General features: G+C 32.8%; 11 protein-coding genes. 8 read left to right on the top strand and 3 right to left on the bottom strand.

The window, feature by feature from the left end; translation table 11 throughout:
* The first annotated feature begins 7 nt into the window (after window positions 1-7).
* Together GON05_RS35380 and GON05_RS35375 are read left to right on the top strand one after the other, a co-directional pair.
* Window positions 8-997, top strand: a complete 990-nt coding sequence (locus GON05_RS35380) for an ATP-binding protein (protein ID WP_157326188.1) — start codon at window positions 8-10, stop codon at window positions 995-997.
* Window positions 998-1,032: 35 nt separating this feature from the next.
* Window positions 1,033-2,553: a hypothetical protein gene (locus GON05_RS35375; RefSeq protein ID WP_185157270.1), complete on the top strand. Its 1,521-nt coding sequence runs from the start codon at window positions 1,033-1,035 to the stop codon at window positions 2,551-2,553.
* Window positions 2,554-2,759: 206 nt separating this feature from the next.
* Here GON05_RS35375 and GON05_RS35370 read toward each other — a convergent pair whose 3' ends face one another.
* A complete protein-coding gene (locus GON05_RS35370) occupies window positions 2,760-3,755 on the bottom strand; it encodes a DGQHR domain-containing protein (RefSeq protein ID WP_157326186.1) in 996 nt (331 codons plus the stop codon).
* 19 nt (window positions 3,756-3,774) lie between these two features.
* Window positions 3,775-4,257, bottom strand: coding sequence for a DUF6042 family protein (locus GON05_RS35365; RefSeq protein ID WP_157326185.1), 483 nt, complete (start codon window positions 4,255-4,257; stop codon window positions 3,775-3,777).
* Between the two features lie 237 nt (window positions 4,258-4,494).
* Here GON05_RS35365 and GON05_RS35360 point away from each other — a divergent pair, with 237 nt between their 5' ends.
* On the top strand, window positions 4,495-4,848 hold the full coding sequence (locus GON05_RS35360; protein ID WP_157326184.1) for a helix-turn-helix domain-containing protein: 354 nt from the start codon (window positions 4,495-4,497) through the stop codon (window positions 4,846-4,848).
* Between the two features lie 55 nt (window positions 4,849-4,903).
* Window positions 4,904-6,304 carry a TniQ family protein gene (locus GON05_RS35355; protein WP_157326183.1) on the top strand — a complete coding sequence of 467 codons (1,401 nt, stop codon included), beginning with the start codon at window positions 4,904-4,906 and terminating at the stop codon, window positions 6,302-6,304.
* 165 nt (window positions 6,305-6,469) lie between these two features.
* Here GON05_RS35355 and GON05_RS40205 read toward each other — a convergent pair whose 3' ends face one another.
* Window positions 6,470-6,589, bottom strand: coding sequence for a DUF7695 domain-containing protein (locus GON05_RS40205; protein WP_420819861.1), 120 nt, complete (start codon window positions 6,587-6,589; stop codon window positions 6,470-6,472).
* Window positions 6,590-6,980: 391 nt separating this feature from the next.
* Here GON05_RS40205 and GON05_RS35350 point away from each other — a divergent pair, with 391 nt between their 5' ends.
* The 4 genes from GON05_RS35350 to GON05_RS38940 all read left to right on the top strand — a co-directional run bounded on the left by GON05_RS35350 (window position 6,981) and on the right by GON05_RS38940 (window position 13,731).
* Window positions 6,981-9,095, top strand: coding sequence for an ATP-dependent nuclease (locus GON05_RS35350; protein WP_157326182.1), 2,115 nt, complete (start codon window positions 6,981-6,983; stop codon window positions 9,093-9,095).
* The gene (locus tag GON05_RS35345) at window positions 9,080-11,020 is read left to right on the top strand and encodes a UvrD-helicase domain-containing protein (protein ID WP_157326181.1); all 1,941 of its coding nucleotides are present in this window, start codon (window positions 9,080-9,082) and stop codon (window positions 11,018-11,020) included. Before GON05_RS35350 ends, GON05_RS35345 begins: the two co-directional genes overlap by 16 nt.
* A gap of 557 nt (window positions 11,021-11,577) precedes the next feature.
* Window positions 11,578-12,222: a transposase gene (locus GON05_RS35340; protein ID WP_246239735.1), complete on the top strand. Its 645-nt coding sequence runs from the start codon at window positions 11,578-11,580 to the stop codon at window positions 12,220-12,222.
* 546 nt (window positions 12,223-12,768) lie between these two features.
* A complete protein-coding gene (locus GON05_RS38940; protein WP_181646451.1) occupies window positions 12,769-13,731 on the top strand; it encodes an immunoglobulin-like domain-containing protein in 963 nt (320 codons plus the stop codon).
* The last annotated feature ends 53 nt before the right edge of the window (window positions 13,732-13,784 follow it).

The raw sequence follows: 13,784 nt of genomic DNA, 5'->3' as shown, positions 1-13,784 counted from the left end.
GAAAACCATGGAAGAAACAATAGAAGAATTACCAATTCAAATAACTTCAATTAACCGTCCCTTAATTGTTCAAGGATCTCACCCAGTATATACTGGAAGGTATTTACTTTCGACGAATGAAATATCTAAATTATATGAAAAGTTGAAAAAATGTATTCAAAATCGTTTTCCTGGTGCAATAATACACGGTAGGCCAAGGTTGGGTAAGTCGAGAGCAATAAAATATTTAATGAATATATTACCAGATGATTTCGGAAACTTACCCATTTATGTGTTATTATGTCGAGAACATACAAAACCAAATGAAGATGTTTTTTTTACTGAAATTTTAAGAGATATTGGACATAGTCTGTCCACAACGGGTAAGGCGGTTGCAAAACGTGAGAGGCTACTTAAGTTTCTTGTACAGCAAGCAAAAAGCGTTGGATTAAATCGAATCATTTTTTTTATTGATGATGCTCAAAGATTACATGTAATTCAATATGGATGGCTAATGGATATTTGTAATGAACTTGACAGTGTAGGTATAAGTTTAACGGTCTTTCTAGTAGGTCAAGAGGAATTAATCAATCAAAGAAATGTATTTTTTGAAGAAGGTAAACAACAAATTATTGGTAGGTTTATGGTTCATCAACATCAGTTTTCAGGTGTCAAAACGATTGATGATTTAAAAGAATGTTTGGTAAGCTACGATGAGGAATCATTTTTCCCTGAAGATAGTGGTTGCTCATTTACTAGATATTTTTTTCCAAATGTCCAGAATTTTTCCTTAGCAGCTTTTGCAAAAGAGTTATTTAACATTTTTTCAGAGATGCGTCTTGAGGCTGGGATAAGAACAGAATTCGAAATTCCAATGCAATATGTAACATTGACAATTGAATACGCTTTGAGAACGTTTGGGGTAGAAGGCGAAAACTTAGATGTAATTACGCAAACCAAATGGAGAGAAGCGATAGAAAGTTCAGGTTATTTAGAAGCAGAGGCTTCCCATCTTTAGCAGTTGAATTAGGGGTGTTCGATTTGGTCTTTCGATTGTTAACAGAAACAGATAATGAAGTCACAGAAAAGTTATGTTGGAATGACCAATGGATATCTCCTTATGAATCTGCTTGGGGTATTTTTGAAAAGTTCAAGTATGCCAACAATGCAAATTCCAGGGATATTATGTCCTTGTTTGGTGATGAGAAAGTAAGAAATCAAAAGAATAAGAGCAAAAGCAAATACGATCTTTTGAACTTCATGAAGTTTGATCTTAATTTAATTAGGGATGGTTTAGGAATTGATTTTTACCATAAAAACAAAATTGAAATAGCACACATGCTAGGACCTTTAACAAAAAAATCATATAAAAATGAACCGATTTATGATTACTCATTTTTTTTTAGAGATACAATAGCTTATTGTCCTACTTGTATGGAAAATGGTTTTCATAGTATTTTTTTTCAGTTTAAATTAATTAAAAAATGCCCTTATCATGACATTCTATTATTGAAGGAGTGCCCGGCTTGTTTTGCAAAAATTCCTTATGAACTAAGTGACTTGAATACGCTTGAGCCCTTTCAATGTAAATGTGAATATCGTTTTTTTAAACCACAATCAAAATTACTTTTTTCTAACGAATGGGTATCAAGTAATCTAGATAGAATTACTTGTAACAATGTAAATAAATATCTTAATCTAACTACTGGTGATATGCTCAGACTCAAAGATATGTATTTATTTAAAGAGATTGAATTAGATGCTTACCCTAATGTTTTGGAGAATATTATTTCAATATTAGATTTCAAAGATTCACAAGTTGAAGATAATGCACATTTCATTGTGACAAGTGCACCGAATGTTAAAAAAATACGAGGTGAGAAAGAGAAATACGAAATACAAAAGTATACAAAGGTTAATTTCCCAGGAATAAATGAAGAAGCCATTAGAAAACTTCGATTTCATGAATTTCAAAAAGAGATTTATCAATCTTATACGGCTACAATAACTGGAGTTGCTGGTCAATTAAGAAAAACATTATTATCAAAGCACAGGACTTGTATTAATAGATTAATTAAAAATCCTAATGATAAAATGCAAATTTGTCCATATGCATTTGCATATGTATTTTGGAGGGAATATTCGCAAAATTTTAGTAATCACACAAGTGTTGATAATTATGGAAGCCCAAAGAGGCTAGTTAAAAATCATATTGAATTCCCCCAATTTGATGTGGAGGTTATGCAGAATCTTTATGAGTTTTTAGGAAGTGATATTGAAGATATTACTCTAGAAAGTAGGGCTGCGCTAAAGTGGTTTCTTAATCGAGTAATATCTCATCTTTCTATAAACCATTTTAATAACATGTTAAGCGCTTCACAAAGTTATATAGATCGAAGAAAGTTCCCAAGTACACTTCCTTATACAAAATATGATAAGATTCCATTCTTTGTTGCTATCCGCCCTAAAGATAGGAATAAACCTTTAGAGTTTCATTGGTGGGGGCAACAATTGATTATAAGTAATTTAAATTGTCCATTTAACACTGTGAAAAGTAAGAGAGCCCAATCGTAAACAAAACACTCAACATGACAGAGAATTAAATAAACATCAATATGTATTATCATAATGTGATTTTACTGTTTAAATACTCTGTATTAGTATATTTATTATTTTTATAAAATTAGAATGCTACTTAAATTCTCTTTCACAAAGTTAGTCTTAGATTCACCCGCGGCAATCAATAAAAATAAGGTAGGACCAGTAAGGTCCTACCTTATTTACGAAAGCATTCGCTCTTCAAGATCTAACGCCAAGCTCTTGGATCCGCTCATTCCCTTGATATATTTAAATGGTCCAGTGGCGGACCAGTCAATCTTCCCAAGTTTCTTAACAGCTCTTGGGATACCACTATAGTCGAATTGACGTTTGGATTCCGTTGAACAATTTGCCAGTACAGTAGATCCAGCAATGGAAAGTGCATCTAAACAAACAATATGTGTTAATCTGTGACTGCTGTAATCAAGCCACTCTTGTGGAAAGCTTTCTTTCACAGCATTGTAAAAGGTCAACGCCATTGTTAGTTTGTCTTCCCGAGAATAAAAAGAAATTTTACTGTTTTTAGTAAGTAAGTGTAAGGTTCGATATAAATTTTGAAGTGTGATATGTCGTCCTTTATTTCTTTTTCCAATAATGCTTCCAATATTATAAAATGGACTTTCAGATCGGATGAGCAGCTCGGTAGCAATCCAGCTCATGTCGTCAGAATCTCTACGAAGATATTTACTTAAAGAGGAGCCAATTCCTTTTGCCTTAGTATTTATAGTATCGAATAGGCGAACTTCCTCATCTTCATCTAAAGAATGAAAGGCTAGGAAAGGAATATTGATTTCTGCATTTGTTTCCTGCGTATATCTTTTAATTCCACCTAATCTGTGTTGGCCATCCATTAAGGAGGCTTTTCCATTACAGATGATTCGACCAAAAGTAGGACGTTGTTTATCGTATGCTGAAAATTCCCATTGACCTCCAGCATTGAGCAATATGGGAGTAAACAATGCATCTTCTCCCTTAGATAAATATATGGCAAAATCATTACATCTTTTTGGATCTACGGGTCTTTGATAACCTTTACCGGATGGATCATCAAAAGGTTTAACGAATGTTAGGTTTAAAGCTATTGTTGAAGGGACATGACTTTGATAAGCAATTTTTCCGCGAATTTTACATTGGATAATGTTTTCAATCACAATTGGACTTGCTAATGTGTTGTTCATGATGTATTTACTCCTGTGATTATGTGTATTTAAAATGATCAGATACTTTTGGAAATGGACGTATTATCAAATCGAGTGTTTTATTGCCAGAATGATTAATGTTTTGTAATAGGAAGCCAAGCTGAAGAAATAATTCGATCACTTCTTCCATGGTACTTGGATAAAACATACCATTTTCTTCTAATTTTATTTTTATTGAATATTCTCGTGAGTAAATAAGGAAGAATTCATTTCTTTGGAAATCAGTGATAAAATTTCTATTTATTTCTTCAAAGTTTATAAAGAGTTGCTCGGCATTGTGTGAATGCAGATATTCAACAGTGGCATCTCTTGTAAGTCCTTTTGAGACACAATAACTAATTTGAGGTAAAGTCGTAATATTGGCTAAAGGAAGCCACTCCGCCCAGCCATAATCATAAAAACTATTTGGTAATATACATTGATTACTAGGTATTAAATTAAGTTTGGAAAGCAATCCAACCGTGATTTTCCCTAGATCCATCTAAAGAAAACCACCTTCCTCTTGATATAATAAATATATTTGCTCAGTTACTGGCACAAAAGGCAAAAAGTAAAGTAGGTATACGTTATTTGAAATTTTAATGTTAAGAGTACTCAACAAAAACTCTCACCTCGGCAACAATATTGGCAATGAATACTTATATTATATCACTTAAAAGGGTTATTAACAATTAATTATATAACTTATTGGAGATAACAATAATTGGGAGGGATCTGGATGACTAGTTTGCAAATGATTGTAGGAGAAAAAATAAAAAATTTCCGAAAGATAAAAGGGATGACGCAGCAGGAGTTAGGATTCAAAGCTAATTTAAAACAAGGATACCTAGGCGATGTAGAGAGAGGGGCTAGAAACATATCACTCGAATCGTTAGAGAAAATAATAAATGCTCTTGGTCTAAGACCAGGCGACATTTTTGGATATCATGAAGTAAATATCAATGATGTAAATTATGAATTAGAACAAATTATTCAAAAGCACAGCGATTTTCTGAGAACAAAAAAGATAAAAGATGTAAAAATGCTCCATAAAATCTCATTAGAGATATTTGATTCTCTAGAAACTAACTAGTATTGCTGGACTTATTAGTCATCCCATTAAGTAAAATAATTCTAGGGAGAATTCTATGTTCTGTTGGAATAAAAACTGGATACAAACTTACGAATCACCTTGGTCTTTATTTGAGAAATTCAAATATGCCAATGAGATTAATTCTATTGAACTGCTTAGAACCTTAGGAACTACTCAAGTAAAGATGATAAAAACAAGATTGAGAGGACGTGGAATAAGAAATTTGTATACTTTGGAAGGATTTGAAGAAGAATTGTTAACCTCAGCCTTTCAAAGTAACATAGTTGAAATCAATAAGAATAATTTGGATAAGATCACATCTGTGTTAAATTCAAGAGATTCTCATTATAGGTTGCATTTTAATGATAACTTTGTGTATTGTCCGATGTGTTTGCAGGAGGGATTGCATAGCCTATTTCATCAATTTAAATTAATACATGAATGCCCTTTTCATCACATTAAATTAGAGAATGTATGTTTAAATTGCCGCATGATTTTTCCTTATGAGTTGTGGTACGATAAAGATATTCCGCCTTACACGTGTCAGTGTGGCTATACTTTTTTTTCATCAACAGTTGCGCATTTGTTTGAATCATGGTCAAAAAGCAAACAGATAAATGCTGTACAACTTAGTAAGTGGTTGCAACATGCTAGCTCTGGTTATAAACTATTTTTCTTTAAGAAAAGAATATTTAATTTAGAAAATGGTATCGATTTAGCATTAAGTGCTTTGGAACAAGTTCGAGATGAATCCCCAGTTTCATTACTTATTAATGGTAATATTAGGTTTAATTGCGAACATTCAATGTTGACTCAAAAAAAATTAGTTAGTGAAGGAATGCGATTTAATGACGAAATCTATGCAACTGTTTTAGAAGTGTTCAAATCAATAGATCTGAATATAAAAAAAAGAGTCAGAACTAATCATAAGAAATGTTTACACGTAACGAGAAAGTTTCTATTTAGAAACGACTTTAAGAGGACATGTGAATTTTCGACATCATACATGATATGGCGGAATTCTATTTTGACTAATAGTGAAGATTATAACAAAATAGTCAATTTAAGTGCAAAACCAACCAAATACAATTATATACTTAATTTCCCAACTCAATTGATTAAAAAAGAGTTGAGCGATTTTATTCATTATTGGAGAATTAATCAACCAGAGGATAGACAATATGCCGCGACGTTGAAATGGCTAATAGCAAAATTGGCAGCATCCCTAATTTTAAAATACTGGGATATTTGCCAAGAAGCTATAGTCTTTAATAGGTGCAACGGTGATTTACCAACCATTGAATATTTGAGAGAAAGATTAAGTGTTGCCGCTCCCACGTTATTTATTACTCTACCACGGAAAGATATTTCATCTGACGTTCATCGGTTTTTAGAATTTAAACAACGAGATTGTAAATTGCAACTGGATAGTAAATTAAAATGTCACACAAATTGAGTGAATGTCCAGTTCAGTTATAATGATTTACAGTAAAGGGGCTTGAATTGAGTCTGTTTTTTAATATTACTTGGGAACTTTCTATCAATTATATATGAAACAAAGTTCCCTAATTCATTAAAATTTGCTATTTTGAAAACTTAGTATTGAAAAGGTGATTTCATCTTAAATCCATTCCACTAACTCTACATAATCTTCCTTATTGCCTGAACGTTGTAGATTATTAAGACCACCATCAACCCCGACTTTTCCACACTTACATAAACTTAAATCATTTTTATCAATTTCTCAGGAAGAGGGCGGCGCTAAGTTTCGCTTTAATTTCCATCAGGCAGCCGCACCATCGGCACGTTGTACCAAACCGATGGTCATTACATTTCATACATTCGGCGATGCGGCGCTCATAATCAACCTCCGTTGTCAACTCCAAATTACGGATTTGGAAGTTTCGCCGAATAGTTTGGCGATATCCTCTGACATATCGTGCACGGTGGTGCTGCAGCCGTTGCATTCGAAATAGATAAGTTCCTTATATTTACAAGTCAAAGAAAATAATTGTAATATATATACTATATATAGTGTATTAATTTGGAATGTTTCGCTTAAATTTGTAGAATTTATGTTGGGAACAAAGACTATTTTCTAATTAAATAAGTAAATGAGGGTGGATGAGCCTATGTTAAGAATTAAAAAAATAAAAGTGAAAAATTTTAGAAAGTTTCATAATACAGATCTTCAAATGGATGCTACTTTAACTGCAATTGCAGGGTCGAATAATGCAGGTAAGACCTCAATTGTCGAGCTTATGTCAAGTATTTTTACACCAGGAAAGTCTCTAAGTGTTGAGGATATAAGTTATAGTGCTCGGAAAGATGATATTCAAAGAATACAAAGTATTTTTAATGATGAGAGTATTTCAGATGATGAAAAATTAGAGAGGCTACTTGAAGTTTATAGTTTTTTAAATAAGATCACAGTACTTGTTAGTATAGAATATGATGATGACGATAATTTGCACTTATTTTCAGACTATTTATCTGATTACGATCCTCAAAAAAAAAATTATTACTTCATTATTGAATTTGAATATAAAATAGCAAAGCTTAAAGAAATACAAGATGTAATTATTAAAAATAAAAACGTAGAGGAATTATTCTCTTCTTTGGAATCTATAATTTATTACTGCGATGAGAATGGTGAAGACAGAATAAAGATAAAAAACAAAGATGTATTTTATAATTTATTTAATTTTCACTGTGTATATGCTTTAAGAAGGTTATCAGATACTTCAGAAGAAAAGCAGAGTTTTTTAAGTAAACGTTTACTTAAAACTGTAGAAAATAATGAGAGATGGAGTAATGGATTAGATAAACTAGTAGAAGACATTAATGAATTGCTAATTGAAAAAGATTTATCTTCTCAAATGGATGCACTTACAATAGATACAATTAAGCAAACCTTATTTGAGTTCTCAAAAACTAATGGTGGAAATACAGGGAAGCTAGGAATTGATTTTAGATTAGAAAATCAGGATATACATAAGGTAATTCTTGAGTTTTCAAAAATTTATTTTGAACAAGACGGCGGTGGAAAAATAAAAGAGCAAAAACAGGGATTAGGATATAGTAATCTGATTTACTTATTGCTCGAAACACAAATATTCAAAGATAAGATGGATAGTGCTAAGGTGAATTTATTAGTATTTGAGGAACCCGAGGCACACTTACATCCCCAAATGGAAAATATTTTCATTCAATATTTGAATCGAATTAATGGTTCGGAGGAAAGTAAAGAAGCTAACCATTTAACAGCATTGACTGCAATTTCGTCTTCGTACAATTTAATTAGTTCTTATAATTTTGATGTTTATAACGAAGTAGCTACAGCCTCTTCAATGGAAGAGGTTAATAAGGAGAAACCGCAACTATTTCAATTATTTATTACGACACATTCGAGTGAAATGGCCAAGTTAATAAAACTATCACGTGTAAGAGTAATAAGACCTCAAAGTCATATCGAATCATCTGTGTTCGATTTAGAGCAGTTCTTAATAGGTTTAGAACCTGATGAAGTTCAGTTTTACAATAAATTTTTTCAATTTAATATGATAGAAATGATTTTTGCTGATAAAGTAATACTTTTTGAAGGTGATGCGGAAAGACTTTTAATAAAGTATTTAGTTGCTACTGATAAAAATTATAGAAGTCTCGCTTCACAGTACATATCATATATACAAGTGGGTGGGGCATACGCTCATAACTACTTAAAAATAATTAAGTATTTAAAAATAAAAACTCTTTTACTATCGGATCTTGATTATGAATATGAAGATGATGATTTGAAGAAAGAAGCTTTATCTTTAATTGGGGAAGTTCATCTAAGAGAAGTATCAAACCAAACAATTATTACAATAACAGGCCATAAAATTGTGAAGGATATTTACAATTTTCAAATTAGTAAAAAAGGTGTATTTGATGCTAATAATCTAATATGCTTAAAATTTCAAACTTTTAAAGATGGGTATGCTCGCACATTAGAAGATGCTATTCTGGTTAATTTATTTGACAAGAGAACGGTATTTACTAAAGTGACTAGGGAAGAAATGAATTCTTTAATTCAAACCAATAAATTATGCTTAGCAGGTTCAAAAGGATCAATAACTTCAATTAGAGATCGAATTGCAAAGCTAAGTAAAAAAACGGATTTCATGTATTCATTACTTGAAAATGAAAGGTTAAGTAAAGCGATACCTAAATATATCGAGGAGGGATTGATTTGGTTGCAGGCTTAGAAATAAAAAATTCATTTACACTGGTTAATGCTCCGGCTGGAAGTGGTAAGACGACGGCAATATCAAAGCTTGTTAAAGTCCTTCTCCGTTCCTCTGAAAAAAAAATATTATGTATTACATTTACAAATAGAGCTACAGAACAACTGAGGTTAAAAATCGATGACGAACAAGTTGAGATAAGCACCATTCATTCATTTATATCGAATTTTATGCTTCCATTTTTTAATAAAGTCGGAATCAAAGAGTATTATGGAGAGGTTTTTGCATTAAATATTGAGCAAATTTTAAGTGGTTCTGATCCAACTAACTTAGAAAAGATTGAAAAGTTTAAGCTGCGAAACAATATTAGTCCTGATAAGTTATTGGACAGGGAATTTGTTATTGGAAATATGCAGAAGATATATTACAGTGAAACGCAGTATTCATCTTATTTATATGGTGGCTTGTCTCATGATGATTTGTTATTGTTTTCAAGAGATGTGCTGAGTAAGTTTACAAAGATTAATAATTTGATATCTCAAAAATATTCTTATGTTTTCATAGATGAGTATCAAGATACTAACACAGAAATTTTAGAGTTGTTTCATAAAGCCACACAAAGTACTAAAACTAAATTAGTGCTTCTAGGTGACGAGATGCAGCAAATATATGCCGATAGAGGGGAAGGCTTTGAGCCTGTACTAGAAGAATTTTTTGAAAAAGATAGATCTCTTAAAAAAAATTGGCGTTCAAATGAACATATTGTCACTATATTAAATAATTTATATTTTGACCCTTCATATTCTCAAGATCCTCAGATAATGGGAGGCCAAAAGCCGCAGTTACACCTCGTAGATAGTGTAGATAAGGTAGAAACGGAAGAAGATGTCATGCAATTGGTATTATATAATAGCGACCTATTCGATCGAATCGGTGCTGGAAATCTTTACAGAGCATTTCTTCAAAAATATTCATTTAACGACAAGCATACTTCAAAACAAGTTCTACTGGATTTGACAGATAATCCGGACGAATTAATGAAGCTCTTTATATTTATTATGGAGACAACATACTATTATTCTAATAAAAAATATGGAGAAGTTTTAAAACGAATTGTAGGTTTTAATTACTTAAATGAACAGAAGTGGAGAGTTAATAAGCATTCAGATAAATTACGTATAAATATGTACTTACAAGAGATTAATAGTAAATTTAATGAAGATATTACCATATTAGAGTTAATTGATTTTCTTCAAAGAACTAAGTTGTTTGATGCAAATTACTTAGAACAAATTATTAATAATCTAAATGAGAATGTAAACTTTAAAGAAAGAATTGCTACAGTTAAATTAATCGAATTCAAGAGATGCTATAATGAATCAAAAATTCAAACAACATCCACTCAACACGCTGTAAAGGGCGAAGGACATCCCAGTATTGCCCTTAAAATTACAGATGGAGCGCATAGTCCCAATGTTCAAATGTATTTATTTCTTGAATTGATTGCTAAAGATATGTTTAATTATACAGAATTGAAGGAAATTGTTCCTGATATAAGGGCTTTAAAAGAAAATTATACAAAATTAGTTGGATTTAAGATCTCAAGTAGTATTACAAAAGACAGTTATGAAGCGAATAAGGTTAATCTAAATAATTATATAATTGAGCTCGATTCCAGAATAATGCGACATAATCATTTATATTCAATCATATTTCAAACTGTCTTTGTAGCATACTTCTCAAGTTCTAATGTATCTAATTTCAAAAAATGTTTATCTGCAATTAATAAAATAGAAGGTATTATACTTGCATATAAACTTTTTTATGTTGGCTGTTCTCGTGCAATGAATAAACTAGATGTTTATGTTTCGCTTGATAAAGTAAATAACTTCAAAACAGAGTTTGTTTCTAAAATGCAATCAATCGGTTTTGATGTAGTAGTATAATAATTGATTGGAGTTTTTTAGAGTGATGAGGCAATCTAGTAGATTACACGTGAAGGGCAAATTGGAAACCACTCTACATGTAACGCTGATTTCTTAAGAAGACCTAGTGATTTTGATACAACAAGGGAGTTATTAGGGGATTAATCAAATTTTTAGGGTTTCAAAAAGACAAGTCTTTTATAGACACAAAAGAAATGTCAATGGGACTTCAGTCTCGCCTAAAGAAGTTATGTCAAAATAAATAAAATGCCATGAGATAATCCTGATAGTGAAACAAGACCATTACCACCGATTAAAACTCAGTGGTAATTTTTATTTTTAGAATTTTGAGTTAGTACAACATCCACGGCTTAAACTTTATTTTTATATAAGTACATGCGTTCGTTATAATTTGTATGGGAACGTATTATGCAGAAGCAAATCCTAGCCATACTTAATGAGTTTCCGATGGCAAGTCAACATCATTCCGTTAAGGGGCTTGGCCCTAGTCTGCCATCCAAATGCTAAGCCTTAATCTACTGCCACTTGAGCTTGTTTCTGTGCCAGACTAGACATTGATGCAGCATTTAAGAGAAGCTGCAAAGCGCGGGCTTGGTCTAGGTCGAATACAGAATCTGAAGGCAGCAGCGAGCCGTTCTGTTGGCATCAAGCAAGGCTCCGAGTTGGCTAAAATGGAGTTAAAGTTTTTGCTGACACATTACGAATGGCTTAAGAACAAACTTGAAGAATTGGAAGCAAAGCTGGATGAACTACTACTGCAGATCCCTCATGTAGAGCAAGTATTGGCTATGAAAGGGATAGGCCGGGACACTATCGCTGGCTTTCTAGCTGAGGTAGGGGACATTGGCCAGTACCGACATCCGAAGCAGGTCACGAAGCTCGCTGGACTGAACTTGAAAACAAATTCATCCGGCACACACATAGGACAAACCAGGATAACAAAGCGGGGCAGGAAACGGCTTCGTGCTTTGCTCTTTAGAGTGATGATACCGCTAGTCGCTAAAAATTCAGCCTTTCGAACCTTACACGAGTATTACACCAAACGGCCAGTGAATCCATTAAAAAAGATGCAGTCTCTCATTGCGTTATGTAACAAACTCATACGCATTCTTTTCGGTATCTTGCAGAAGGGCCATGAGTTTAGTGAAGAAAAGATGATTCAGAATATCCCTCGATTTACGGAGATGCCACAAGCAGCATAATGATCGCTTTTATTAGATGATGACCTAGGTTAGAGTAAGATAACAAGAAGCACGGATGAGTCGGAAAGGCACTATCCTTACGGACAAAGATCCTGTCGGGCAGCATATCTGACCTCCACCTCATGGACAGGTTGAATGAAGGAATGTGGGAGCGTAGACTCTGCGAGATGTGGGAGGGTTGACCGCCATGAGCACATGTGGAGATCCAAAGGTGCAACCATAGATTACCATACCATCCGTTATTTACAACAGGTGGTTTAGGTAGAGAGTTTTTTGCCCATCAGCATATCCATAAATTTCTTCCTCTACAACTTCATACCATTGAAATGTTATCTGCTAAAAGGTATTAATGGTCAAAGACTGAGAAAACGAGAGTATTTAAGAGCAAAGCGTTTCTCCATAGAGGGAGGATTAGGTGGTATTAATTTAGAATTATTAGATAGTAAAAAAATTACAAACATCTGAATTCAGGAGTGTTAAGAGCCCATGAAATATTTTAAAGATTTGGACGGGCAGTTATGCTCATAACTTAGTGAGGGAGGTTTTATGAATAGCAAAAAAATATTATTACTAGGTTTCGGAATTCCGTTGTTACTGGTAGTTGCGATAGCATCATTTCTAATTTTACCTTGGCTTCTGATATTCATAGGCATTTATTTAGAGCCCAATCCACCTACGCCTATGAATAAACATGGGGAATTTCCGTTTCATTTGGTCTATGAAGTAGATGACAAACAATATACGATTGACGATACAATCATTTGTGATTATGCCGGAATTGGTATGGATGAGGGACATGGAAAATATATAAAATGGGACGAGCACTTAGCCAACGGAGAAAAGATTACACAAAAATTAATGTCCAATGAAGATCAGTTTAGCATTACATTATTTAATGGTTTTGTTCAAGGTCAGGGGGGTACATTCATAAATTATGATCTCGGGAATCCTCAATATTATTTAGGATACAAAAAATACACAAGTTATAACCCGGGACGTGTAAGTATATCAAGCTCGACTGCTAGCGGGATTATCAGTGAGGATGAACTTTGGAATAAATACAAAATAAAAATAATTGAAGCGAAGTTTTCTCAGCCAATGGTTGGAAATAGCATTTCGACATCGTCTAGTTATAAAGATGTTGCTCAGAACGCAGCAAAAGGCGTTACGGTGATTTCACAAGAATCTTCATATTCTCCTAATACAAAGCTAATTATTTTTACATGGAAAAACGATACAGATAAACAGTTAACGTATGAAGATAGTTTTTACATCCAAGAGAAAATTGATGGTAAATGGCAGGACGTATATCGCGAAAAAGCAGTTGGCTTTTCTCAAGACAAGATAAGCTTTGACCCTCATACTCAAATCACATACACATACGATATAAGTAAATATACGAATAATATACCATCAGGAAATTATAGGGTTGTCTCTCCAGTACTGGTACCCTTGAAGGAAAGATCCTATGAAGCTCATGTTTTGTGTGGAGAGTTTACAATAAATTAGTAACTAATAAGCAATATTGAACTAACGAAAGAATGTTTGTTCAATAAGAAACC

The sequence above is a fragment of the Paenibacillus anseongensis genome (genome assembly GCF_009757995.1).
GTDB classification, from domain to species: Bacteria; Bacillota; Bacilli; order Paenibacillales; family NBRC-103111; genus Paenibacillus_E; species Paenibacillus_E chondroitinus.
The sequence above is the reverse complement of the archived record's forward strand: the minus strand, read 5'-3'. Positions and strand labels throughout refer to the sequence as shown.

Coding starts and splice junctions, on each gene's coding strand:
- GON05_RS35355 (WP_157326183.1), top strand. CDS start 4,904: ATGTTCTGTTGGAATAAAAACTGGATACAAACTTACGAATCACCTTGG.
- GON05_RS35340 (WP_246239735.1), top strand. CDS start 11,578: ATGCAGCATTTAAGAGAAGCTGCAAAGCGCGGGCTTGGTCTAGGTCGA.
- GON05_RS35350 (WP_157326182.1), top strand. CDS start 6,981: ATGTTAAGAATTAAAAAAATAAAAGTGAAAAATTTTAGAAAGTTTCAT.
- GON05_RS35360 (WP_157326184.1), top strand. CDS start 4,495: ATGACTAGTTTGCAAATGATTGTAGGAGAAAAAATAAAAAATTTCCGA.
- GON05_RS38940 (WP_181646451.1), top strand. CDS start 12,769: ATGAATAGCAAAAAAATATTATTACTAGGTTTCGGAATTCCGTTGTTA.
- GON05_RS35380 (WP_157326188.1), top strand. CDS start 8: ATGGAAGAAACAATAGAAGAATTACCAATTCAAATAACTTCAATTAAC.
- GON05_RS35365 (WP_157326185.1), bottom strand. CDS start 4,257: ATGGATCTAGGGAAAATCACGGTTGGATTGCTTTCCAAACTTAATTTA.
- GON05_RS35370 (WP_157326186.1), bottom strand. CDS start 3,755: ATGAACAACACATTAGCAAGTCCAATTGTGATTGAAAACATTATCCAA.